This is a genomic window from Saprospiraceae bacterium (assembly GCA_016716185.1).
In the GTDB taxonomy this organism is placed as follows: Bacteria; Bacteroidota; Bacteroidia; order Chitinophagales; family Saprospiraceae; genus Vicinibacter.
Genome location: JADJWV010000002.1, coordinates 2,339,356 through 2,363,775, shown reverse-complemented (window position 1 = coordinate 2,363,775; position 24,420 = coordinate 2,339,356). Strand labels below are relative to the sequence as shown.

Sequence of the window (24,420 nt, the reverse complement as noted above, 5' to 3'; positions counted from 1 at the left end):
GATGGATAAAAGAATTAAAATTTTTTATCTTTCTTGGACTGTTCCACCTTCACAGGGTGGCAGTGCATACATCACGCATCAGCTATTAAAAAATTTTAGTAAAGAAGAAGTTATTGCTGCCGGAGGTTCTAAGCATATAATTTTAAAGCCACAGTTGTACGATGGTGTTCAGTATCATTATATATTTTCAGAGATCAACTGGCGTGGACATGGTGCCAGGTTCTTTTTTGCTTTGAGGTGGTTGATATTTCCTCTGGTACTTTTTCGTCTCAGCAAATTGGTCAGGAACAACAAACCCGATTTACTGTTTGTAACATTTCCCGACGGATACTATTTGTTTGCAGGGTATCTTTTGAGTTTATTTTTTGATCTTCCGCTATTTACCTATTTTCATAATACCTACGCCGAGAACAGAAAGGGATTGTTTGCATGGATTTCAAGATGGCTCCAGACGAAGGTTTTCAATCGTTCTCTCAAGATTTTTACCATGAGTGAGGGAATGATGGCTTATTACTCTAAAGAGTATCCAAAACTTATAAAAAAGTTTGAGGTATTGCAACATACGTTTAATGAAATTCCTGGTCAGAAAGAATCTGTGATTGAAGAGGATACCAAACAAAAAATCCGATTGGTTTTTATTGGTACCATCAATCAGTCAAATCTGGATGCCAGTCGCAGAGTCTTTGAAGCGGTCTCGAAAATGTCTGAATTTTGTCAACTCGACATTTATTCGCCTTCTCAAAAACAATTGCTTAAAATCAAATATGGATTGGATCTGGAAATATCCGGAATTCATCACTGTGGGGTAGTAAACCAGGAGGAAGTTCACAAAATTTTGCAGCCATACGATTTATGTCTGCTTGCTCATGGTTTTACAGGTGGGTACGACGAAATTGAATACCGAACAATTTTTCCGACCCGTTGCATTCCTCTGTTGCTTTCCGGTAAACCCATCCTTGCGCATACCCCTTCTTATGCTTTTTTAACTCATTTTTTAAAGCAATGGGATTGTGCTGAAATTGTCGAAGAAGCCAGTGTTGAAAAATTATGCCAAACACTTCAGTTTCTGATACACGATAAAAACAGAAGAAAAGAATTGATTGCTAATCAGGCAAATGCTGTGAAGTATTTTTATGGGCCCGATGTGTTTCTGCAATGGAAGTCTATTCTGGTAGAATCTTTCAAGTCCTAAGACTTGAATTAAATCTCTTGTTTTGATATTTTAAAAATTGTTCCTGCGATTGAATAAATAACAATATTCAATAGCGAATCTCTGTTAATTTTGGGGTTTTAAAATCCATTCCTGAAAATGCCCCGTGCCCTGACTTTTATATTTATAACCGTCCTGATCGATATTATCGGACTGGGGATCATCATTCCTGTTTTGCCCCAATTGATTCAGGAGCTATCGGGGAAACCTCTGGGCGAGGCCAGCTCTATTTCGGGATGGATGTCCTTTGTTTTTTCTTCAGCTTTATTTATATGTGCTCCCGTCATGGGCGGTATCAGTGATCGCTTTGGTAGAAGACCCGTATTGCTATTCTCGCTCTTTGGATTTGGAATGGATTATCTATTACAGGCATATGCACCCAGTTTATTTTGGTTGTTTGTGGGAAGATTTCTTGCAGGAGTTACCGGTTCATCATTCACCACGGCAACCTCTTATATTGCAGATGTGAGTCCGCCGGAAAAAAAAGCTCAGAATTTTGGATTAGTAGGAGCAGCGTTTGGTTTGGGATTTATCATAGGCCCAAGCCTCGGAGCGTTACTTGGACAGTATGGTACGCGAATTCCCTTTTTTGGAGCCGCTATATTAGCATTTGCTAATTTGATTTTTGGCTATTTTGTATTGCCCGAATCACTCAAACCTGAAAACAGAAGAGCTTTTGATTGGAGACGGGCAAATCCTTTCGGAACTTTTAAAGTACTTTTTAAATATCCTGTTTTTAAAATATTTTTAGTCACCCTGTTTCTGGTTTATATTGCACATTATGCACTTCAAAGTACCTGGTCATTTTATTGTATTGGTAAATTTGGCTGGGATTCGAAAATGATCGGATTTTCACTGGCGGTTGTCGGGGTTATGGTAGCCATTGTCCAGGGTGGACTCACACGCATCATCATTCCCAGATTGGGAAGTAAGAAATCGATTTATCTGGGATTAACGATTTCGACTTTGGGTTATATTTCCTATGCTTTTGCAACCGAAGGTTGGATGATGTTTGCGATTACTGTACCCTTTGCTTTTGGAGGCCTTACCAGTCCAACGGTTCAAGGACTCATCAGCAATCAGGTACCGGTCAATGCGCAAGGTGAATTGCAGGCCGGGATTACCGGTTTAATGAGCTTATCAGCCATTGTTGGACCGCTCATTATGACTGGTTTATTCAGTTATTTTACCAGATTCGATGGAAAAACTTATTTTCCGGGAGCGCCTTTTTTAGCGGCCGGAATATTGGTGTTTGTTGGAATTCTTTTAATTTTAAAACCACTTTCAAAATTGGATGCTTCATGAAAAATTTTCTCAGTACCATTATTCTATGTATAGTTTTTTTAGCAGGATTTATTGAAAAAATTAGCGGGCAACCCGTACAAGATGATTTTATTCCTTGCCATCATGGTCAGCAACATTTAAAATATCGACATCAACCATCCGAGTTGGAAATTCAGATGATGGAGAATTCTAACAAAAGGAGCGACAGTATCGACATCATCAATTATACCATCGATCTCGATATAACCAACTATGCCGGAAAAGCGATTAAAGCTGCAACGCAAATTTATTTTATGCCGTTACTGGATCAGATTGAGTGGATTCAATTGGATTTAAAAAGTTTGACTGTGGATTCCATTTTATACGACGGAAAAGCCATTGCATTCAACTACGACGGAGATATCATCACTGCATTTTTGGATCTAAATTGCAATCGGGACAAGTATATTCAATGTCTGTTTATTATCAAGGTGCTCCTGTGAGAGATCCTGTTTGGGGTGGATTTTACTTTGTGGAGGATTACATATACAATCTTGGTATTGGCTTGTCAACAACTCCACCGAATTTTGGAAAAGTTTGGTTCCCTTGTTTTGATAATTTTGTTGAACGTGCAACTTTTGATTACTATGTAACTACAACAGCAGATAAGCGTGCATATTGTGTAGGTGAACTCGTTTCAGAAGAAATGCCTTCAACGAATAGAATTAAAAGGCATTTCAAAATGGTTACCCCTATCACTACGTATTTGTCTTCAATAGCAGCTGCCAATTATGCCGTATCGAGAGCTGTTCATCCGGCAGTATCCGGCGATATTCCAATAGATCTGATTGCTAAACCGGGTGACCTTAGTCAAATGATCGCTCAATTTGAAAAAATTGGAAATGCATTGGATGCATTTGAATATTGGTACGGTCCATACAGGTTTTCCAGAGTGGGCTATGTGGCCACAACAGTGGGTGCCATGGAGCATCCCACCAACGTGGCTTATCCGGTAGGAACCATCAACGGGGGTACCTTGTTGCAAAACGAACGCTTGTACGGACATGAGTTGGGACATCACTGGTGGGGAGACATCACCACGCTTGATGATGCCCGGGATATGTGGATCAAAGAGGGTACAGCAGAATACAGCAGTCATTTATTTATCGAAAGAGCTTATGGAGAAGATGATTTCCGCGATGCGGTTAAATCCAATTTATCGAATATCCTCTACAATGCGCATCGAAATGACGGAGCCTATTTACCCTTGTCTCCAATGCCGTATGAAAATACGTACGGCACCCATACCTACCGCAAAGGTGCTGCTATGATCCATAACATGCGTGGTTATCTGGGCGACGATGAGTTTCGCAGACTCTCCACGATGGTGTTTGATTCCATGGAAGGCAAATCCATGAACGCATATCAGTTCAGAGATTTCTTAAACCGGAACTCTGCAAGAAATATGACTGCCTATTTCGACGATTACATATTTAACCCCGGTTATTGTACTTTTTATGTAGATAGTTTTAGAACGGTTTCTGAAGGCGGACGCAACCTGCTAAAAATTGGTGTGCAACAAAAATCTTATCATGCTGCCCACTTATACAGGGATGTGCCGATGGAGATCAGCGCCTATAATGATAAATTGGAGAGATTTGTTTTTAAAGCAAATCTGAGCGGAGATTATACACAGGTGGAGCAAGAGTTGCCCACAGGATTTGATCCCGTTGTAGTCATTCTGAACGAGAAACAAACACTCAATCACGCAAGCCTCCAAAGTCAGGGCATTTTGAGCAAAACCGGATCTGCGAATATTCCCTATACTTCCATGGTGGTCAATGTATCAAAAATCACGGACAGCAGTTTTGTAAATATTGCCCATCACCTGGTAGGTCCTGATGCCGAACGGAAAGCGGCCAACATCGATCTCATTTCGTCAAGCCATTTCTGGCAGGTATCTTCCATTCAACACGGAGAATTGGAAATGGATGGGCGGGTAGAATATAACGGCCTCGATAGCAACAGCATCGACAAGGATATTTTATTTACTTCAGAAGATAGTTTATTGCTGGTGTACAGAAAAGATAAAACAGAAGAATGGAGGGATTATCCTCACTACACCAAACTTATTGTGAATCCCACCGATCGGAAGGGATTTGTCCGCATCAGCAAATTGATTCCCGGAGATTATGCATTGGCTCATGGTTTCAGAGGCAACGTAGGTTCCCAGCAGTTTGAGACTGAAAAGATGGCACTTTATCCGAATCCTGTAGCGGAAACACTCCATTGTCCCGAACAGTTGTTATTATCCCCGGGATCATTCGAAATAATAAATATCCAGGGCCAAAAAGTCAAATCAGGACGGATCCAGGAATCCATCGATGTTTCGGAATTGGCTCCCGGCCATTATGAATTTATCTCTAGGGATGATAGAAAGTTGAAAATACGACAGGCAAATTTTGTAAAACGCGAGAACTAGATTAAAGAGCAATCCCGACATGAAGAAATTGAAATAAATTTGAACAATTTGATGTCGGGAGTTTAGAGCGAAGGGCAAAGGAAAATCCAGCCCCGTAGGGGTGGCATATTAATAGGGAATGGATAAGAAGCTGAAAGCGAAAAGCTGAAAGCGATGAGAGAATGGAAATATAATAAATCCAGCCCCGTAGGGGCGACATATTAATAGAGATTGGGTCCCGACATGAAATTGCTGAAATAGAAATACATCACCTTTATGTCGGGAAGAAAATTGCGATTATATAAAGATTAGAGGAACATTAATTTAACCAAATTCCAGCCCCGTAGGGGCGACATATAAATAGAGAATGCATAAAGCATTTAGGCATATTAGATTAATCTAAATCGAGCCCCGTAGGGGTGAAATATTAATAGAGAATGGATAAGAAGCTTAAAGCGCAAAGCGATAAGCAGAAAGCGCGGAGTGATTGGGTCCCGACATGAAATTGCTGAAATAGAAATACATCACCTTTATGTCGGGAAGAAAATTGCGATTATATAAAGATTAGAGGAACATTAATTTAACCAAATTCCAGCCCCGTAGGGGCGACATATAAATAGAGAATGCATAAAGCATTTAGGCATATTAGATTAATCTAAATCCAGCCCCGTAGGGGGTGGCATATTAATAGGGAATGGAAATATCATAAATCGAGCCCCGTAGGGGTGACATATGAATAGAGAATTTCAAAAAATATATTTAATTTTAATTTAAAGGAACTTTTAGTTCTTAAATAAGATTTTCCTAAACGTCGAAACGTCGAAACGTCGAAACGTCGAAACGTCGAAACGTCGAAACGTCGAAAAGTCGAAACGTCGAAAAGTCGAAAAGTCGAAACGTCGAAAAGTCGAAAAGTCGAAACGTCGAAAAGTCGAAAAGTCGAAACGTCGAAACGTCGAAAAGTCTAAACGTCGAAAAGTCGAAAAGTCGAAACGTCGAAAAGTCGAAAAGTCGAAACGTCGAAAAGTCGAAAAGTCGAAACGTCGAAAAACATTTCCTCAATTTCCCCCAAACCGATAAGAAACCCCGGTATTGAATCCAACGATCATAAATTTATCATTGTTCGGTCCAAACCCGATTTGTCCAAGCATTTTGCTGAATTCCAGCTCTCCAAAATAAGAAAGTGAAGGATTAATGGATCGCTGATAACGCAAACCGGCGATAAGACTCGCATAAGAGTTGGTTCCTATATTTCCACCTTCCAGCAAGCCTTTATTGGATTCATTGCGAACTCTTGCAATAATTTCACTGGTGTTCGTTGGGTTGAAATTGATATTCTGTACGTTGTTGACAGATAAATCTGTTACTGTATCGAGGTGGTAGTAATTTTTTAATGAAGCAGTCAGTGCGAGACCCATGTGGGCACTTAGATCCCAATGATCACCGGATAAAATGGATTTACTTAAGGCAACTAGGTACACTGACAAGATGAGCTTCCAATTCTTTGAAATGAATTTTAAAATAGCCCCCTTCAAAACTTCCAAGCGTTTCAGAAAAATTGGGCTGATAATTTATATGTTGATAAGCTATGCCCGTTTTGAGCGTCCATGGTCCATGATGGAAGTCAACTTTTAAACCCAACTGATGAGCAAATTGAGCTTGAGTATAATTGACATCCGGTTGAATAAAAGAAGGAGATTGAATGACATTGACCATGGCTCCGGTAAATAGCCCAACAGATTTTGAGTAATTCAGTTGTGAAGGTTTGATTTGTTTGATTAATTCCGGAAAATCCGGCTCTGAGGAAACAAGAAGATTTACACCATCTGCATGAATTGGCAATTCAAGTTCTTCCGGTGTTCTTAATGTTCCTGGAATTTTGAATTCGATTATATTATTGCGATGGAAAGTTGTGAGCAAGCTCATAAATTTATCATAATGATAAATTCCATTTGGTGTTGAATATGAGATATTTTTTGTGGAATATTCATGTTCGTTGATGCCGGATATTGAAACCGAAGTAAACTGGTTGCGATCAATAGGAGAAGAAATGCCTGATGATTTGTTAGGCACCGCGCGAGCGCTTATCGGGTTGCTGGAGGAAATGTCATCCTTTAAAGACGAACTGTTGGGATCAATCTGACCGGAGGGGATCAATCCAAATGAAGTTTGATTGGTCGTAATATTAGCAAGCGGGTATTTGGAATTGGCATTTATTTTTTCTTCAAATGCCAATGGTTGATGCTGTATCTGAATATGTTCCTGGATCATATTTCCGATTCCAATGTTGTCCAGAGTCCATAAGATAAGCAAAAACAAAGTCGATTCAATAATTCTTGCAGTAATGATTTTTCTTTTACGACCGGCCTGCATTTTTATTTTTTGGTCAAGGACATCCCAATTCAGTTGTTGGTGTTGTACTTGAGCATTGTTGAGAACTTTTCTTATTTTTTCATCAAAGATCTCATCTTCATATGCAGACTGCAATTGCTCTGACATGTGCTCCCACTGAGGAGTAACATCCCGGTTGGTGAGCATCCAGCAATGACTTTATATCTTTATCGAAGTTGTTCTCAAATTTTTCCATGGAGCATTTCTTTTAATTTGGTTCGTGCTTTGACGAGATTTGAACGGGAAGTACTTTCTGTAATTCCCAGATGCTCGGCAATTTCCCTGTGAGAATACCCCTCTATCGCAAACATATTAAACACCGCCCGATAAATCGGGGGCAGTTGTTGTACAGCTTTCATGACCTCTTCAACGGTCATCGATTCGATAGGTCCGTTTTTGAATACGTCATCGAACGTGCTTCGTCGAGATCATAAGTCGTCCTTCTGGATTCTCTCCTGTAAAAATCAATAGCTGTATTTACCATAATCCGCCTGATCCAAGCCTGGAAAAGAGAACCAGGTTCATAGGACTGGATGTTAAGGAATACTTTTAAAAACCCTTCGTGGAGGATATCGAAGGCATCTTCATTGCTGTTTGAGTATCGCAAACACACAGCCATCATGGTTTTATAATGGTCCTCATAAATACGTCGCTGAGCCCACTCCTGCCTTTCTGAGCATGCCTGAACCAGTTCTTGTTCAGAGGGATTAAGAGGTATCGCAATGTTGATGTTCACGAGCTTAAACAACTATAAGAATATAACGGTAGAAACGCTGGTTTCGCTGCCTTAGTTTAATTGGGCTGATCAATTGTGTTAATTGGATTTCAAAATTGATTTGCGTGGCGTGGTTTGTCTGGACAGATTAATAGTTAACTAATTGAAAATCAATTATATAAATCATTGAATATAAATTTTCAAGGTACTGGATTGCGATTTTTTAAATTCCGGTCTTCCCGTTTGAATAAATTATATAAATCGATGATTTTCCTTGTTTCGGTTTTTGTAATCGTCTGTAAGCTGCCCGTATGGCGATTTTGTACCTCCGGCAACCTGGGAAATTATAAGGACTATGGCTTCAAAAGCTCAAATTATTCAGGTTCCGGTTGATCAATTGAATCTTACGTGGGTTTATTACGAAGTCCATTGAAAGCCCATTACTTTTGTGGTCGTGTAACATTTATGGGACAACAATACAAGATTCTATCTATAAAAGACCCGGATTTAGCAGCCCGTATGATCAGTTTGGGGATTTGCCCTGGAAAAACCTTGATTTTACAGCGTCAGTCGCCTATGGGAGGAGCATTTTACATCACCATCGAAAATTGTCAATTTGCCCTAAGAAGGGAGGAATTCGCACAGTTAGAATTGTTGGAAATCGAAATAAAAACCCAGCATGCTTAAGATCGGATTGATCGGCAACCCGAACAGTGGGAAGTCCAGCGTATTTAATGTGCTTACTGGAATGCGACAAAAAGTAGGTAATTACCCGGGAGTTACGGTCGAAATTCATTCGGGTTTTGTAACAGACGTAAATGGTAATAAGGTAGAAATTTTTGATTTTCCCGGATCATATAGTCTTCATTCCAATACCTCTGATGAGTTCTTGCTGACGGAAGCCCTGCTTAATGAACAAGCCCCATATCATCCTGATGCAATTGTTTATGTTGCAGACATTACACTATTGGATAATCAATTGCTTTTACTTACTCAACTCTCCGATCTCAAATTTCCGATTCTTGTTTGTCTGAGTAATTGTGACCAGGTAAATCGGGAATTTATTCCGGAATATGTTAATTTCATCGAGCAAAAATTTTCATGCCCCTGCTTAGCTCTGAGCACAAAAACAAATTTGAATGTCGATCTTTTAAAATCCCAAATTGCGAAATCTGCAGAGTTCTTAAATGGAGAGCGTTATCGAAAAGCATTCATTACTTTGCCAAACGACATTGAGAAGGAGTTCGAACGGCAACAGGAATTTAGAAATTCATACCAGTTTTATTTGTGGAAACATTATGGTTTCAAAATAAATCCTGGACGGATCGGGGATTATTTCATCAAGGAGAAGTCATTGCGGCTGCAAATTGAAGAAACGATGTCGAGATACAATTTGATTGAGCATTGGACTTCTGATTTTAAAAAAGCAAATAAAAATATATCACAACGTACAAGCCTTAAAATAGACCATTGGCTCACACATCCGATTTTAGGGGCAGCGCTGTTCACTTGCATCATGTTTTTTGTTTTTCAGGCTATTTTTTCATGGGCTTCCATACCCATGGATTTTATAGAATCTGGTTTTGCTTATCTCCAGGGATTGTTGGGAGAAACTTTACCTCAAGGTTGGTTGAGCGATTTAATGATCAAAGGTTTGTTGCCCGGGTTGAGTGGCGTATTGGTTTTTATTCCACAAATAGCTTTGTTGTTTTTTCTGATTTCCTGGATGGAAGAGTTGGGCTATATGGCCAGGGTAGTATATATGTTTGACCATATTTTACGAAAGTTTGGATTGAACGGACGATCTTTAGTTGGATTGATCAGTGGTGGTGCTTGTGCGATTCCGGCAATTCTTTCAACCCGAAACATAAATAATAAAAGAGACAGGCTTGTGACCATGTTTGTGATCCCTTTGATCCCATGTTCTGCAAGAATACCCGTATATACCGCATTGATTGGATTTGTGATCCCCTACGAACAGGTATTTGGCGTGTTCAATAATCAGGGTATCGTATTTATGGGTTTGTATTGTCTTGGAATTTTCATGGCTTTGATCACAGCAGCCATCATTCGTTATTTTATCAAATCGGAGGAGTTGAGTTATTTGGTTTTGCAATTACCCGACTACCGTTGGCCCAGTTTAAAAAATGTATTGCTCGTGGTCTATGAAAAGGTAAAATCTTTTGTTGTTCAGGCTGGTGCGGTTATTTTAATTATCAGTATGGTTCTTTGGTTTTTAGCAAGTTTTTCATGGAGTGGAGAGATGCAAAGAGTTGAAAGCGAGATGCGTTCGGACATGCAGTCACAGCAGTTGGATCCGGATGTTTTAGAAGCTGAAATTGAAGCCAAATTATTGGAGCATTCATTTGCCGGTCAAATTGGCAAATTGATTGAACCTGTATTCGCGCCGTTGGGATTTGACTGGAAAATTTCTATTTCATTGATCACTTCGTTTGCAGCCAGGGAAGTATTTGTGGGTACGATGTCAACCATCTATAGCCTAGGCAGTTCTGAAGACGAAGTGTTCCTCAGGCAAAAGATGGGACAGGAATTGAGAAGTGATGGAAGTAAGTTTTATGACGCTAAGACGAGTTTATCGTTGATTTTGTTTTATGCTTTTGCCATGCAATGCATGAGTACATTTGCGGTGATGTGGAAAGAAACAAAGAGCAGAAAATGGCCCGTAATACAATTTGTATATATGGGGGCCTTGGCTTACATCAGTTCCTGGTTAGTCTATCAATTTTTTTAACGACTCGTATCCGATGAGACGCCTGGTAAAATTTGTGGCGTAACGGGTGGTGTTATTTGAGGAGCGGATTGAGCTTGTGGCAAACCTTCTACCCTGTAAACTAAATATTCTGTATCTCCTCTCAAAGAAATTTTAATGTATTTCTGTTTGTAATGTAAAGTCACTTTAGTACCCATTTTGGAAGCTTCCTCTACGTCCTTGGCAACTTTTCCATTGGTCACCGAAAAATGCCAGATGTTTTCAGGCGGCATACCATTATTTGCAGAGCCACCGAAAAAGCCAAAATTCAATTCGCCTTCGTATGTTTTAATAATATATCCTTTGTGGCTGATTTTGGTGACATATCCCGTACGGGTACCTTCACTGTAATCTGCAAAGAAAAGGTAAAGCAATAAAGCTAAACTCAATGCCAACAGAATCATGAAAGTAATTTTGATAATGCGCCACCATTTTTTTCCTTTTGTAACCACCTGTTCTTTAATGCTCATTTTTTCGGTTGTTTAATGGCAAATATATATCTTCCCATGGTAAAATTCAAATGGATCAACGTCCATAGATTTAAACAAAAGCCTGATGAATAAGTTTCCGCTTTGGTTGGAGGGTCGGGCATAAACATTGTGGTTCAATTGAAATCCGCATTATTTCCCGCAGATCTCGCAGATGTCGCAGATATTTTTAATTACGAGCACCCAAATCTGTGCAATCTGCGTAAACCCCGCCTGACCGAATAAGTTTTCTATTATGGGGACTTCTAAATATTCATAAAAATACCTATCTTTTGGGAAAAATTCTATATGGCCAAAATCATTACACCAAAGCAACAACTTGAGCTATTTGAGTGGGATGCGCTTGTTGAAAAACTTCGTTCTTTTGATAAAGATCCATTAGCTAAGCTTAACGATTACATCAGATTTGAATATTTTCGAAAGGAGCTGGAAAAAATTGTTAAAAGAACGGGAGAAGGTCCCGGCAGGCCATCTTATGATGTAGTGATGATGTTCAAGTTATTAATTGTTCAAAGAATATATGATTTAAGTGATGAATCAATGGAATTCCAAATAGCAGACCGGACAAGTTTTAAATTATTTTTAGGAATACGAGGAACGGATCAGATTCCTGACGCAAGAACAATCTGGTCGTTCAAGAATGAATTGAGTTTAAAGAAGGCGGATAAAAGGTTATTCAAAAAACTGGATCAACTATTACACCAGAATAGGGTAATAATAAATAAGGGTAGTATTGTAGATGCTCATATTGTAGAAAGCGAAATTAACCGCAATAGTAAAGAGGATAATGACTTAATAAAGAATGGGCAAATACCACAAGAATGGGAGGACAACCCAAATATTGGAAGACAAAAAGATTCCGATGCCCGCTGGGTAAAGCACCATAATCGCAAAGCCTACGGCTATAAAGATCATGTGAAGATCGATAAAAACACCAAACTGATTACCAACTATGAAATAACCCCTGCGAATGTTTATGATGGTGAAATGACGGATGTATTGATAGAAAAACGGGATAAAGGAAAACGCTTATATGGAGATTCGGCAAGCTGGGATTTCCGAGAACGAATCCGGAAGAAAGGGATGATACCTTGTATAAATCAGAAAGGAAGAAGAAACCGTCCATTAAACGACAGGGAGCAAGACAGAAATACGAACTTATCAAGAACACGTGCACGAGTTGAACATGTATTTGGTTGTATCACCACGATGTTTGGAAAAATGAAATTACGATGCATAGGTAAAGTAAGATCTTCTTTTCAAATTGGACTGACAAACATAACATATAATTTATTCCGGATTATCCAACTAAAAAGAAAAGTAGCATGGGCATAGTGTGCCCGGAACTGAAAAATCACAAATAAATTCACGAAATTGTTGAAAACCGGATCGAAATTGTTGAAAAACCTTGCTTGCAAAAGCTCCATTGTAGCCTTTGAAGTTTAAATGAATATCATTTGAACAAATGAAACGAACTTTTTTAATAAATAGAAGTCCCCTTATTTTAAAACAATAGATCAGTCGGGCAGGTGCGGGAAACCATATCTAAGCACAAATTGAAAACAATTTTCAATCGCAACGGGATACACCCCTATTCCCAAGTCATCAAAATCCCAAATTCGCGAATACATGAAATCCTTTTAGCTTTGCGAAGCATTTAATAATATGATTACCAGGAATCAACACACGATTGTCGCATTGAGCACCGCTCCAGGAATGAGTGCGATTGCGGTCATAAGAATGTCAGGGAATCATTCCTTTTCAATATTAAAAAAGTATTTTCAACCAAAGCTTTGCAATTTGATAACACTCCCCAAATTATTTTTGGGAAAATTCGCGATGAATCAGGTAGTGAATTAGATGAAGTATTGGTGTCGCTGTTTAAAGCTCCGCATTCTTACACCGGAGAGGACGTTGTTGAGATCAGCTGCCATGGATCTGCATTTATTATTCAACGGCTATTGCATCTTCTTTTACGTCAGGGAGCAGAATTGTCTAAGCCCGGAGAATTTACGCAACGAGCTTTTCTCAACGGCAAGATGGATCTTTCGCAGGCTGAAGCCGTAGCTGATTTGATTGCATCTGAAACGGAAGCATCGCACAGATTGGCGATCAATCAACTGAAAGGTGGCATTCGGAATGAAATCGCAGAATTGAGAAGTCAGTTGGTGCAGTTTCAAAGTCTCATCGAGCTGGAATTGGATTTTAGTGAAGAAGATGTGGAATTTGCAGACCGGAGCACCTTTAAAAAATTATTACATCAGATCCATCTGCGCATACAAGACTTACTCGGCAGTTTTCAGCTGGGCAATGCCATACGAAGTGGAATTCTGACCGTGATCGCCGGCAAACCGAATGCAGGCAAATCTACCTTGCTGAATCTTTTACTGAATGACGAACGAGCATTGGTATCTGACATCCCCGGCACAACCCGCGATACGATTGAAGAACGTGCTACGATTCGCGGATTGGTTTTTCATTTTATCGATACAGCCGGACTGAGAGAGTCGGAAGACAAGATCGAACAGCTGGGGGTTGTGAGAGCAAAAGAAAAAATAAAACAAGCAGATATTCTGATTTACGTATTTGATCCGGAGAATTGGATGCAGCTTCGCTCAAGGCCGAAATGGAAGCTTTACAACTTTACGGTTCCAAACAAATTATCGTTGCGAATAAAATGGATGTATATCCCGATTTCGATAGAACGGCATACGAAGCAGTATTAACAAAAGAAACCTGCTTCGTGAGTTTGTCAGCAAAAAACGGTTCCAACAAAAAAGATCTCGAAGACCAACTCTATGAATTGGCTACGGGCCATCGCGACTTACAATCCATTCCATTTGCCATCAATGCGCGGCACCTGCTTGCCCTTGATCAAGCTTTGCAGTCCCTCCGCGAAGCCGAACGATTGTTAGCTACTCACGAAGCTACAGATTTGTTGGCGCAAGCCATTCGGCGCACGAGCTATGAGTTGTCGGAGATCAGTGGAGAGATCCACACGGACGAGATCCTGGGGAATATATTTAGCAAGTTTTGTATCGGAAAGTAATTTACTTTCTTTTGTTTGTTAAGTGCCTGTTTTTGTTGAGTTTCAGTACACTTTTCTTTCTCTTTTTTGTTGCCCAACTCCACTTTTTTACTTATATTTGTTGCCCAGTTGTTGCCCAATTGGCTATTTTGTTGCCCACATATCAGTTTGATGGAAGTCAGGCGAAATAATGCACCAAGTAGCACCACCCAGCAACATACTGCAACAAGTAGCAACAAATGAGTAGTACAATTAAACTTCCTAAATTCTGTAATCATTGTGGTAAGGCTTTCATAGCCCAAAAGACCACAACGAAGTATTGTGGCCATAAGTGCAACAGTGCTGCCTACAAGAAAACCAAACGAGAAGAAAAAGTAAACGCAGAATTTAAGAACCAACAAAGCAAAATTGTTTCCGCTTCTCCAGTAGTTGCTACTGAAACCCTATCCAACCCGATAGCAGGTAATCACACTAATTTAAGAGACAAAGAATTTTTAAGCATACTGGAAGTTGCTACCCTTTTGGGTGCAAGCAGATGGACCATTCAACGGATGATAAAAAGTAATCGTTTGCCGGTGGCAAAGCTGGGCAGTCGTACCATCATCAAAAGGGCTTCAATTGATAATTTATTTAACTGATAAGAAAATGAAAGTAACATTAAGACAACGGCTCAAAGGCGATAAAATAAGCCTTTATTTAGAGTACTACTCCAATGGCAAACGCCAATATGAGTATTTGAATTTGTACCTAACACCCGACCCCGAAAAAGGAAAGCTCACCAATGCAGTAAAAGAAGAAAATAAAAAGATATTGGCATTGGCTGAAACCATCCGCAGTAAAAGGCATTTGGAGATACAAAACAGCACTTATGATTTCCACGATAAGGAGAAGCTAAAAACGTACTTCATTATGTATATGGAGGCATTAGCTGAAAAGAGAAAAGACAGCAAAGGGAATTATGGCAATTGGGATAGTACCATAAAGCACTTGAAAAAGTATTGCCCAAGAGATATACAATTTAACCAAATCAATAAAGCCTTTGTTGATGGCTTCAGGGATTACCTGTTGAAAGAAGCCAGTACTAAAACCAAAAAGGCAATTTCAACCAATACCAAATACAGTTACTTCAATAAGTTCAGAGCAGCACTCAAACAAGCTGTGAGGGATGGCATACTAAAAACCAACCCTGCCGAAATGGTAGAAGGTTTGCCACAAGGCGAACCAGTAAGAGAGTTTTTAACCCTTGATGAATTAAAGACCTTAGCCAAAACCGAATGTAAAAACGAGTTGATGAAAAGGGCTTTTATTTTTGCTTGTCTTACAGGCTTGCGTTTTAGTGATATTCAGAAATTGAAATGGAGTGAAATGCAACAATCAACAGAGTTAGGGCATTACATCCGTTTCGTACAGCAAAAAACAAAAGGATCTGAAACATTGCCCATATCTGATGAAGCCTATAATTTATTAGGAGAAAAAGGAAAGCCAGCCGACCCGGTATTTCCTGATTTGATTTACTCCGATAGTCGTAATGCTGATTTGTACAGATGGATGATAAAGGCAGGAATTGAAAAGCACATCACTTTCCACTGTGCAAGGCACACATACGCCACGTTGCAGCTTACTTTAGGTACTGATATTTTCACAGTATCAAAGTTGCTTGGACACAGGCATTTAAAAACAACACAGATTTATGCTAATGTAATTGATGAAAAGAAAACAGTAGCAGCTAACAAAATAAATATTGGTTTATAATGGAAATAAAAATATTGAATAGCATTTTGTTCAAAGAACTTATGCCCTGGACTTTTGATGCCAAAGGCACAAAAGCCATCAACGAGAAAATAAAAAAGGTAGGCAGCAAAGAACCCACCACAGAAGCCCAGTTGGTGCAACAGCTTCAAATATTGTTGGCTGATTATTCCGACCTCTCCAAATGGCTTACAAAGCAAAATACAAAGGGAACAAGCACTTTGAAAAACCATTGCTACGCAATAGATTTTCCAGCTTACAGCGATGCAGTAAGCAAGTTTTATAATGCAGTTATCAGCCTTGAAATTTTAAGGTTTACAACGCTACATTAAGCAAGTGCAGAAGTAATCAAAAAGGTCGATATAGGATACCCACCACCATTGCAATTTAAAGACATTAAAGCCTTAACCGTAAACACAGTTAAGGAGATTAAGGAAAGAGGATTTGAGGAAGCACCTACCGAGCAAAGCTCGTTACCTCATTTTGTATTGCAGTTATTAAGGCAGCACCTCACTATTTTATTTTTTGATATACAGGAATTGAGCAAAGCAAGTATTGACAGCCACACCAGTATTGAAGATTTTTATTTGTTGGATTTGTACTTACCAAAGGCACAGATTATTGAATTGCAGAAAGTGGAAATTGAAACAGAGAAAGCAGAGAAGCCAACCACCAAAGAGAAACTATCATTTGGCTTTAAAGGAACAGAAGCAAAACTGAAATCAGTAATAACACAGCTAAACAATCAAGTTGAGTTCTTGAATGAGGAAAAATGCACCACAGACCATTTAGTAACTATTCTAACATCAAAAGCACTTACCAGTAAAATGCACAAAGTTTATTTTGGTTGCGAAACGGTACAACTTAGATACATCATTGATGAACTCAAAAATCATTTCAATAATCTAACCCCAACAGCACTTGAAAAATCAGGTTTGTTTTATACGAAGACCAACAAACTTTTAAAGGCTCAAAATCTGTATTCCAATAAAATTGAAAGCCCCAAAAATCAGTCAACCATTGACAACATAATCAACCAAATGAAATAAAAAATAGTGAGATTAGGGAGTTATCTCAATGAGATATAACACTCTAATCCTTTGCCCCTGCTGCATTGTAGAGTTTTGTTCCATCAATTTTAAAAATATAAAAAGATGGCAACAGAAAATTTAATTCTCGACAAGCTCACAGAAATTGCAAACAAATTAGATGAGCAAAACTTACTGCAAAAAACAGTATTAAACTTCAACGAGGCTTGCACATTCCTTGATGTAAGCCCCTCACATTTGTACAAACTTACAAGTACAAAGAGTATTCCCCATTTCTGTCCCCAGGGAAAGAAACTCTATTTCAAGCGTTCCGAGTTAGACGAATGGTTGCAGCGTAACCGTCAATCATCAACCGATGAAATTGATGCTATGGCTACCGAGTACATACTCAAGAACAAACGCAAATAGAATTTTTTAACCGATAAGAAAGAAAAGAAATGGCAAGTAGTACCATATTTAAAAACTTTACTGTCCCGGTAGAAAAAAAATCTCTACTGCTGATAGGTAAAGACATTATTTCCGACAAGTACAAATCGGAAGTAGAAGAAATCCGCAATCTCATTGCACAGGGCAATAAGGCAGAAGCCGACAACAAAAAGAAACAGTTATTAGCTTTTACGCCTTCGGCTGTATTTACCGAAAAAAGGCAAATGCCTTTTCTTGAAATGTACAGTGGCTTTGTGCATTTAGATTTTGACAAACTAACACCAGAGCAATTGCAAACTGCGTTTGCAATCATTAGTAAAATCTCCTACACATCACTTTGCTTCATCAGTCCAAGTGGCAACGGCCTAAAGGTATTTGTTGAGGTAAGCACCGAGCTGGAACACCACGACATTGCTTATTTGCAAGTGCAGAAGTATTATGAAGATGCCACAGGACTAAAGGCAGACCCAAGCTGCAAAGATGTTACAAGGCTTTGTTTTATGAGCCACGACCCCAACGCATACCGAACCATCCAAAACGAGAAATTCATTGTGGCTTTGCCCCAATTCATTCAAGAACAACAATCGCAAACGCCTACGGCTATTGCTCCAGTTGTTCCAATAGTAACGGCAGAACCCGAAGACCTCAACATTACTTTTTTATTCAATCAACAAATTCAATTCACAAACCAAAAAGCATCATACACCGATGGAAACAGAAATAATTATATTTATCTGCTTGCTTCTAATTGCAACAGAGTTGGTTTATCGCAATCCGATACTGAAATACTATGTACACAGCATTTTGATTTATCTGAAAGAGAAATTAAGACTGCCGTAAATAGTGCCTATTCACACCACACCCAAGAACACAAAAAGTTTGAACCAAAGCAAAAGGCAACGGATCAAGAGGAAACACAGCCTGAAGAACAAATGCCTACTTTGCCCGATGCAGTGTTTGAAACAATACCAGAGTTTTTAAAACACATTACAGGAGTAGCCACCACCAAAGAGGAAAGGGATATTTTATTGTTAGGCTCATTGGTTACGCTAAGTGTGGCATTTCCAAAACTCATTGGCAAGTATGGCGACAATCCAGTAAATACAAACCTGTTCATTTTCATTTCTGCCAAAGCATCAGCAGGGAAAGGCATTTTAATTCATTGCAGAAAATTGGTTGAACCTATACACTTAGCACTAAGAAACCAAGCCAAGATAATGAAGCAACAGTTTGAGGTGGATATGCAAGAGTACAACGCAAACAAGGGTAAAGATGCCAACACCGAAAAGCCACAGAAACCACCTCAAAAAATGTTGTTCATTCCTGCCAATAATAGTGCAACAGGCTTTTTAGAAATATTGGGCGATAGCGACAAAAGAGGGCTTATTTTTGAAACAGAGGGTGATACCCTTTCCAAAGCATTTAAAAGCGATTACGGAGACTTTAGCGATGGTTTTCGCAATGCTTTTCAACACGAGCCTATCTCATATTACCGCAGAACAGACAAGGAATATGTAGAAATTGACAGACCTTGTTTATCAGCTTTACTTTCAGGTACACCCAAGCAAATTACAACCCTCATTCCAAATGCTGAAAATGGTTTGTTCAGCCGTTTTGTGTTCTATGTAATGAATATGAAATTGATTTGGAAAGATGTATTTGCCTCTAAAACCGAGAACGGTTTAGATGTGCATTTTGAAAAGCTGGGCAATGACTTTTACAGTTTGTACCAAACTTTACAAGCCAACCCCGATGTACACTTTTCTTTGACCCCATCACAGCAATTGCAGTTCAATCAATTCTTTGAGAAAATGCAAACCCTGTATGTCAATATCCAAGAAGAGGAGATTATCAGTTCAGTAAGGCGTTTGGGCTTAATTGCCTACCGTATAATGATGATTTTTTCAGCACTCCGCATTATGGAAGATGGAGAAATTACTCAAAACCTAATTTGCAACGATACCGACTTTCAAAATACGTTGGATATGATTACCATACTGTTAAAGCATAGCAGTTATGTATATTCTCAAATAGCCCAGGAAACCTACAAGCCCAAACCAAAGCACAAGAAAGAGCAGTTTTTAGAAAACCTGCCTTACCATTTCAACCGCCAAACCTATGTAGCCACAGCCCAGAGCTTGGGCATTACCGATAAGTCAGCACAACGCTACATCAAGGAGTTTAAAGATGCTGATATTATCCAGTACGATGGTCACGACCAGTACACCAACCCCAACGCCAAAAATCCTCAATAGTTCCTATTTGAGGATTTAAGGATATGAGGAAGCGTTAAACCGCCTTTCCTCAAATCCTCATTTCCCCACTTTCTCAAAACTTTTTAACGTACTACTTTTTTTAGTAAGTCTTTGCTTTTGTTTTCTTATATTTGCCAATATTTGTCAAGACAATATTATTATAATGGCAACACAGTTTGGTGAACGAATAAGAGAACTAAGAACGAAGCAAAATTTGTTGCTGCGGCAGCTTGCTTCTCAATTGGATGTGGACACTTCTATTATTAGCAAAGTAGAACGTGGCGATAGGCAATTAAAGAAAGAGCAAATACCATTATTAGCCCAAATACTCAAAGCCGATGTAGAAGAGTTGCAAACCCTTTGGCTTGCCGACCAAATTTATGAAGTGGTAAAAGATGAAAAGATGGCAAATGAAGCTATGCAAGTAGCTGAAGAAAAAATCAAATTAAACAAAAAGAAAAAATCGAAATAGATGAATACTCACCAAGTAATTGATAAAATATTCAAAGACCCTACTGTTAAATATGATTTGACGGAATTTGAAAGCTTAGGCAAACCTATTCACGAAATGCTGAATATTTATGCTAAAGATGGTACAGGAAAACAAACTGGCAAAAAACTCTATTTCATAAAACCATTAGCAAAACTTCATTCTGACAAAACAGAAATTCAAGTTTACGTTGAAGATGGAAAATCAAATCCAGAAGAAATTGTAAGGCAGTTGTGGGTGTATAAACTTATCAATTACTACAACTATAAACCAGAGCAAATTGAATGCGAAATACCAGTTCAATTTGGTGTTGAAGTAAACACAAAGTTTGCCGACATCGCAGTTTATAGAGATGATACCAAAGAAACGGTGAAATTGCTTTTTGAAATCAAAAAGCCAAAACGAAAAGAAGGTATTGAGCAACTCAAAACATACTTAGGTGCAAAAGGAAACCCAATAGGTATTTGGTCCAACGGTACAGACCGCCTTGTTTTATACAGGCCACAAAATACAGACTTTGATACATTATCAGAAATTCCAAAAGTCAATGAAGAAGCAAAAGATGTTTTAGAAATAAAAAGAACCTTAGCTCAACTTAAAACATCATTCAATTTCAAAAAAATTATTCAAGACCTTGAAGAACTTGTTTTGGCAAACAGTGGTGTTGATGAATTTAATGAAATATTCAAAATCATCTTTGCTAAAATTTGGGACGAAAAAGAAGCCAACGAAAACAAGAGAGATAGACCGAATAAAGAAGTGCTATTCAAGAAGTTTGATGATGCCGATTTGACTTATGAAACTATCAATACACTTTTCAAAAAAGCATCTGCTGAATGGCAAGGGGTATTTGAGGATAACGAAAGCATAAAATTAAAGAAAGACCATTTGCAGGTTTGTATCGGACCAGTTGAACCTGTTCGTTTAATGGGTTCTAATCTCCGAATTATGGATGATGCTTTTGAGTATCTATTACCAACAGAAGCAAAGAAAAAGAAAGGGCAATTCTTTACTCCTCGTCACGTAATCGAAATGTGTGTACGAATGCTTAACCCTAAAGATTATGAATATGTAATGGACCCGAGTTGTGGTTCTGCTGGTTTCTTGTTACACGCTATGGAATGGGCTTCTCCTGCTCATACACCACAAGACCAAAAAAGCAGGAAACACGATTATGCAAGCAAGTATTTATGGGGAATAGATATTGAACCAAGAGCTGCAAAAACATCAAGAGCCTTGATGCTTATTGCAGGCGATGGTCACACTAATATTTTTGGACCTGATGTGAGTGGTTTAGATCCTCGTGACTGGTACACAAACAAATCTGGTCAATATTTAATGACACAGTTAAGCAAAACCCAGTTACTCAAAAATCCAATTCCTGATGGTGAAACTTTTACCGACAAAGAAAAAGCTTGGGAGTATTTTGGAGAATTGAAGTTTGACTTGATACTTGCCAACCCTCCATTTGCAGGTGAAGTAAAAGAAAAAAACATTTTAACACATTACGAACTAGCGAAGCCAGCACTTAAAAGAGCCAAAGACAAAACCGCTAAAGAAGAACGTGATGTGTTGTTTATAGAACGTATTATTAAAATGCTTCGACCTGGTGGAAGAGCAGCCATTGTGTTGCCACAAGGGAAATTCAATAATTCCTCATTAGCATTTATTAGAGAATGGGTATTGCGTAAAGCTCGTTTATTGGCTGTTGTGGGCTTACACGGCAATTCTTTCAAACCACATACAGGCACTAAAACATCAGTATTAGTTATTCAGAAATATACAGAAGAACAGTTGGCTGAAATTATTAAAGTGCAAGAAGATGTAAAAGACACTTGCCCTGATTATGCTTTACAAATAGAAGAATTGCTTGCTCAATTTGAAGCCGATATTGAAGTAGCAGAAGAAAGCATTCCAGAAGAAATTTTTGAATTGCTTTTAGAAGAATTTCCTGAACCAGAAGTTGCAGAAGAAACAGATGAAGAAAAGGAAGCAGAAGAAGACGATGAGGAGCAAGAAGCACAGCCACAAACCTTAGAAGAAAAGTTGGAAGCTATTGATGAAAAAATAGATGAGTTAAAAAGCAATGAACTGAAGGCAAAAACAAAATTAGGCGATTTAGATGAGGAAGTAGAAGTTTTAGAACTAACTCAAAAGGCTGAACTCACCATTGCAAAAGAAAATTGGGAAGGAACAGCCAAAGAATTTAACGAACATATTAAACCTATTAAGGAAGCACAAAAGCAAGCCATCAAAGCATTAAAAGAAAAACAAAAAGAAACTGCTAAAACCTTAAAAGCAGAAATAAAATCCTATGGATATGCCATACCATTAGCATTAGAAGAAAAACTATTGCTAACCAATAAAGGCAAGCTACAATTGCTATTACAAAACGAAGACAGCATAAATAAACTACGCAACCGTTTTATAGATGCCGAAGTGGCAAAGCAATTAGATTACCCCATTTTTATGGCAGTAAGCGAACAAGGTGGCAAAAACAATAGTGGCGACTATGAATATCAAATTGATGCTGATGGAAATATTGTAGAAGATGCATTTGGAAGCCCAGAAATAAAGCAAGATTTGGTAAACCATAGAATTACAAGAGAACAACTTTTAAAATTGGTTGAAAAACCAAGTGAATTTGCAATAGCAGCAGAACCAAATGTGAAATATGAGGCTAAGGATTTAGAACCTTGTATTGCAGAAGCCTTTATAAAATTTGCAATTGAACAACAATTTGATTTTTGGAAAAAATAAAATATTATGGCAGTTTGGAGCACAATAAAACTTAGTGATGTTATAAATTATACAAGAATAGATGGTGATTTTTACAAACCTGAATATTTAGAATATCGTGATATTTTAAAGGGTTATAAAAACCTTTCTTATTATGTTAAGGAAATAATTCATCCCGGTGAATTTAAACGAATATATTCTCCTGAAGGAATATCTGTTTTAAGGGCACAAAACATCAGACCTTTAAAAATAGAAATAGAAAGTAATTCTGTTTTTATACCAAAAGAAATAGCCAATAATTTATATAGAAATAAATTAGTTTATGGTGATATACTTATAACAAGAACAGGTGCAAATTTTGGGCAAACAGCTTTATATACTGATGAGTTAGAAAATGCTGTCGTAACATCTCACACATTTATACTTAAAACAAATAATAAAATTGAAAGTGCATTTCTAGCATTATACTTAAACACTAAATATGGTAGGAAATTACTCGACCAAGGGATGTATGGTAGTTCTCAGCCAGAAATTGCACCAAAATTTATTAAAATAATTCCTGTCCCTCGTTTTGAGTATTCTATTGAAAATAAACTTTCAACGAATGTTTTAAAAGCATATAAACTTCGCCAACAATCCCAATCTCTCTATAAACAAGCAATTGATTTATTAGAGCAAGGTTTGGGACTAGAAGGTGTTAGTTTTGAAAAGCCTAAAAGTTATATCGCAAAATTTAGTGAAGTAGTAAGTAATTTTAGAAATGACGCAGACTATTATCAAACTAAATACAGGCAATTAGATGCACACTTAAAAACAAAAGATACAGTTGCTTTATCCTCTATATGCAATTTTTTAAAGGGTTTTGAAGTGGGCACTTCATTATATACTTTAGAAGGTCCCGTTTTTATTAGAGTAAGTAATCTTACAAAAGATGGCTTTAAATTCGGAAATGCCGATAAATATATTTCAGAAACAACTCATTCTTCACTTAAAGCATATCAACCAAAAATTGGTGATATTTTATTAACCAAAGATGGTACAATAGGAACTTGTTATGTAGTTGATGAAAATGTTAAAGGAATTATTTCAAGTGGTATAATGAATTTAGAACTTACTGATGATAGTATTCCAAAAGAGTATTTGGCGTTGGTTATCAATTCAAAAATCTGTCAGATGCAAGCTGAAAGAGAATGCAGCGGTGCTCTCATATCGCATTGGAAGCCTGAGCAAATTCGCAGGCTTAAAATTCCTGTTTTAACGAAAGAAATTATGCAAGAAATATCAGAATTAGTTGTGAAATCTAAAGAAGCAAGAAAACAATCTCAACAACTTTTAACCGATGCCAAAGCCAGAGTTGAACAATTAATTGAAGAAGCAACTAATTAA

19 protein-coding genes and 2 pseudogenes are annotated in these 24,420 nt (G+C 38.1%); 17 read left to right on the top strand and 4 right to left on the bottom strand.

Going from position 1 to position 24,420, the window contains the following annotated elements:
- Position 1: 1 nt before the first annotated feature.
- The 4 genes from IPM34_11080 (at position 2) to IPM34_11065 (ending at position 4,955) form a co-directional block, all read left to right on the top strand.
- Positions 2 to 1,192: a glycosyltransferase gene (locus tag IPM34_11080; GenBank protein MBK8956084.1), complete on the top strand. Its 1,191-nt coding sequence runs from the start codon at positions 2 to 4 to the stop codon at positions 1,190 to 1,192.
- A gap of 117 nt (positions 1,193 to 1,309) precedes the next feature.
- Positions 1,310 to 2,515, top strand: a complete 1,206-nt coding sequence (locus IPM34_11075; protein MBK8956083.1) for a TCR/Tet family MFS transporter — start codon at positions 1,310 to 1,312, stop codon at positions 2,513 to 2,515.
- On the top strand, positions 2,512 to 2,976 hold the full coding sequence (locus tag IPM34_11070) for a hypothetical protein (protein MBK8956082.1): 465 nt from the start codon (positions 2,512 to 2,514) through the stop codon (positions 2,974 to 2,976). The genes IPM34_11075 and IPM34_11070 overlap by 4 nt, the downstream gene beginning before the upstream one ends.
- Positions 2,946 to 4,955, top strand: a complete 2,010-nt coding sequence (locus IPM34_11065; GenBank protein ID MBK8956081.1) for a hypothetical protein — start codon at positions 2,946 to 2,948, stop codon at positions 4,953 to 4,955. Before IPM34_11070 ends, IPM34_11065 begins: the two co-directional genes overlap by 31 nt.
- Positions 4,956 to 5,992: 1,037 nt before the next feature.
- Here the strand turns inward: IPM34_11065 and IPM34_11060 are convergent.
- The 3 genes and pseudogenes from IPM34_11060 to IPM34_11050 all read right to left on the bottom strand — a co-directional run bounded on the left by IPM34_11060 (position 5,993) and on the right by IPM34_11050 (position 8,055).
- On the bottom strand, positions 5,993 to 6,421 hold the full coding sequence (locus tag IPM34_11060) for a hypothetical protein (GenBank protein MBK8956080.1): 429 nt from the start codon (positions 6,419 to 6,421) through the stop codon (positions 5,993 to 5,995).
- Complete coding sequence (locus IPM34_11055; GenBank protein MBK8956079.1) at positions 6,393 to 7,472, bottom strand: hypothetical protein; 1,080 nt, start codon at positions 7,470 to 7,472, stop codon at positions 6,393 to 6,395. The genes IPM34_11060 and IPM34_11055 overlap by 29 nt, the downstream gene beginning before the upstream one ends.
- A 35-nt stretch (positions 7,473 to 7,507) precedes the next feature.
- Positions 7,508 to 8,055, bottom strand: a pseudogene (locus IPM34_11050) (RNA polymerase sigma factor).
- Positions 8,056 to 8,448: 393 nt separating this feature from the next.
- On the opposite strand from IPM34_11050, the gene IPM34_11045 reads away from it, so the two are divergent.
- The gene (locus IPM34_11045) at positions 8,449 to 8,727 is read left to right on the top strand and encodes a ferrous iron transport protein A (GenBank protein MBK8956078.1); all 279 of its coding nucleotides are present in this window, start codon (positions 8,449 to 8,451) and stop codon (positions 8,725 to 8,727) included.
- Positions 8,720 to 10,792 (top strand): ferrous iron transport protein B, encoded by a 2,073-nt coding sequence (feoB, locus tag IPM34_11040; protein MBK8956077.1) that lies wholly within the window; start codon positions 8,720 to 8,722, stop codon positions 10,790 to 10,792. Before IPM34_11045 ends, feoB begins: the two co-directional genes overlap by 8 nt.
- Here feoB and IPM34_11035 read toward each other — a convergent pair.
- The gene (locus IPM34_11035) at positions 10,789 to 11,280 is read right to left on the bottom strand and encodes a hypothetical protein (protein ID MBK8956076.1); all 492 of its coding nucleotides are present in this window, start codon (positions 11,278 to 11,280) and stop codon (positions 10,789 to 10,791) included. The genes feoB and IPM34_11035 overlap by 4 nt on opposite strands.
- A gap of 306 nt (positions 11,281 to 11,586) precedes the next feature.
- Between IPM34_11035 and IPM34_11030 the strand changes: the two genes are divergently transcribed.
- The 11 genes and pseudogenes from IPM34_11030 to IPM34_10980 all read left to right on the top strand — a co-directional run bounded on the left by IPM34_11030 (position 11,587) and on the right by IPM34_10980 (position 24,420).
- The gene (locus IPM34_11030) at positions 11,587 to 12,633 is read left to right on the top strand and encodes an IS5 family transposase (GenBank protein MBK8956075.1); all 1,047 of its coding nucleotides are present in this window, start codon (positions 11,587 to 11,589) and stop codon (positions 12,631 to 12,633) included.
- Positions 12,634 to 12,963: 330 nt separating this feature from the next.
- Positions 12,964 to 14,347: pseudogene (mnmE, locus tag IPM34_11025) on the top strand (tRNA uridine-5-carboxymethylaminomethyl(34) synthesis GTPase MnmE).
- Positions 14,348 to 14,565: 218 nt separating this feature from the next.
- Positions 14,566 to 14,964, top strand: a complete 399-nt coding sequence (locus IPM34_11020) for a helix-turn-helix domain-containing protein (GenBank protein MBK8956074.1) — start codon at positions 14,566 to 14,568, stop codon at positions 14,962 to 14,964.
- Between the two features lie 7 nt (positions 14,965 to 14,971).
- Positions 14,972 to 16,078, top strand: a complete 1,107-nt coding sequence (locus IPM34_11015; GenBank protein ID MBK8956073.1) for a site-specific integrase — start codon at positions 14,972 to 14,974, stop codon at positions 16,076 to 16,078.
- Positions 16,078 to 16,407 (top strand): hypothetical protein, encoded by a 330-nt coding sequence (locus IPM34_11010; GenBank protein ID MBK8956072.1) that lies wholly within the window; start codon positions 16,078 to 16,080, stop codon positions 16,405 to 16,407. Before IPM34_11015 ends, IPM34_11010 begins: the two co-directional genes overlap by 1 nt.
- A 48-nt stretch (positions 16,408 to 16,455) precedes the next feature.
- Entirely contained in the window at positions 16,456 to 17,124 is a 669-nt protein-coding gene (locus IPM34_11005; GenBank protein ID MBK8956071.1) for a hypothetical protein, read from the top strand.
- A gap of 105 nt (positions 17,125 to 17,229) precedes the next feature.
- A complete protein-coding gene (locus IPM34_11000; protein MBK8956070.1) occupies positions 17,230 to 17,532 on the top strand; it encodes a helix-turn-helix domain-containing protein in 303 nt (100 codons plus the stop codon).
- 29 nt (positions 17,533 to 17,561) lie between these two features.
- Positions 17,562 to 19,805, top strand: coding sequence for a DUF3987 domain-containing protein (locus IPM34_10995; protein ID MBK8956069.1), 2,244 nt, complete (start codon positions 17,562 to 17,564; stop codon positions 19,803 to 19,805).
- A 163-nt stretch (positions 19,806 to 19,968) separates the two neighbouring features.
- Positions 19,969 to 20,277 carry a helix-turn-helix transcriptional regulator gene (locus IPM34_10990; GenBank protein ID MBK8956068.1) on the top strand — a complete coding sequence of 103 codons (309 nt, stop codon included), beginning with the start codon at positions 19,969 to 19,971 and terminating at the stop codon, positions 20,275 to 20,277.
- The gene (locus IPM34_10985) at positions 20,278 to 23,055 is read left to right on the top strand and encodes an N-6 DNA methylase (GenBank protein ID MBK8956067.1); all 2,778 of its coding nucleotides are present in this window, start codon (positions 20,278 to 20,280) and stop codon (positions 23,053 to 23,055) included. It begins immediately after the preceding gene.
- A 6-nt stretch (positions 23,056 to 23,061) separates the two neighbouring features.
- Complete coding sequence (locus IPM34_10980) at positions 23,062 to 24,420, top strand: restriction endonuclease subunit S (GenBank protein ID MBK8956066.1); 1,359 nt, start codon at positions 23,062 to 23,064, stop codon at positions 24,418 to 24,420.

Coding starts and splice junctions, on each gene's coding strand:
- IPM34_11020 (MBK8956074.1), top strand. CDS start 14,566: ATGAGTAGTACAATTAAACTTCCTAAATTCTGTAATCATTGTGGTAAG.
- IPM34_11070 (MBK8956082.1), top strand. CDS start 2,512: ATGAAAAATTTTCTCAGTACCATTATTCTATGTATAGTTTTTTTAGCA.
- IPM34_10990 (MBK8956068.1), top strand. CDS start 19,969: ATGGCAACACAGTTTGGTGAACGAATAAGAGAACTAAGAACGAAGCAA.
- IPM34_11065 (MBK8956081.1), top strand. CDS start 2,946: ATGTCTGTTTATTATCAAGGTGCTCCTGTGAGAGATCCTGTTTGGGGT.
- IPM34_11030 (MBK8956075.1), top strand. CDS start 11,587: ATGGCCAAAATCATTACACCAAAGCAACAACTTGAGCTATTTGAGTGG.
- feoB (MBK8956077.1), top strand. CDS start 8,720: ATGCTTAAGATCGGATTGATCGGCAACCCGAACAGTGGGAAGTCCAGC.
- IPM34_11055 (MBK8956079.1), bottom strand. CDS start 7,472: ATGCTCACCAACCGGGATGTTACTCCTCAGTGGGAGCACATGTCAGAG.
- IPM34_11010 (MBK8956072.1), top strand. CDS start 16,078: ATGGAAATAAAAATATTGAATAGCATTTTGTTCAAAGAACTTATGCCC.
- IPM34_10980 (MBK8956066.1), top strand. CDS start 23,062: ATGGCAGTTTGGAGCACAATAAAACTTAGTGATGTTATAAATTATACA.
- IPM34_11075 (MBK8956083.1), top strand. CDS start 1,310: ATGCCCCGTGCCCTGACTTTTATATTTATAACCGTCCTGATCGATATT.
- IPM34_11035 (MBK8956076.1), bottom strand. CDS start 11,280: ATGAGCATTAAAGAACAGGTGGTTACAAAAGGAAAAAAATGGTGGCGC.
- IPM34_11000 (MBK8956070.1), top strand. CDS start 17,230: ATGGCAACAGAAAATTTAATTCTCGACAAGCTCACAGAAATTGCAAAC.
- IPM34_11080 (MBK8956084.1), top strand. CDS start 2: ATGGATAAAAGAATTAAAATTTTTTATCTTTCTTGGACTGTTCCACCT.
- IPM34_10985 (MBK8956067.1), top strand. CDS start 20,278: ATGAATACTCACCAAGTAATTGATAAAATATTCAAAGACCCTACTGTT.
- IPM34_11015 (MBK8956073.1), top strand. CDS start 14,972: ATGAAAGTAACATTAAGACAACGGCTCAAAGGCGATAAAATAAGCCTT.
- IPM34_10995 (MBK8956069.1), top strand. CDS start 17,562: ATGGCAAGTAGTACCATATTTAAAAACTTTACTGTCCCGGTAGAAAAA.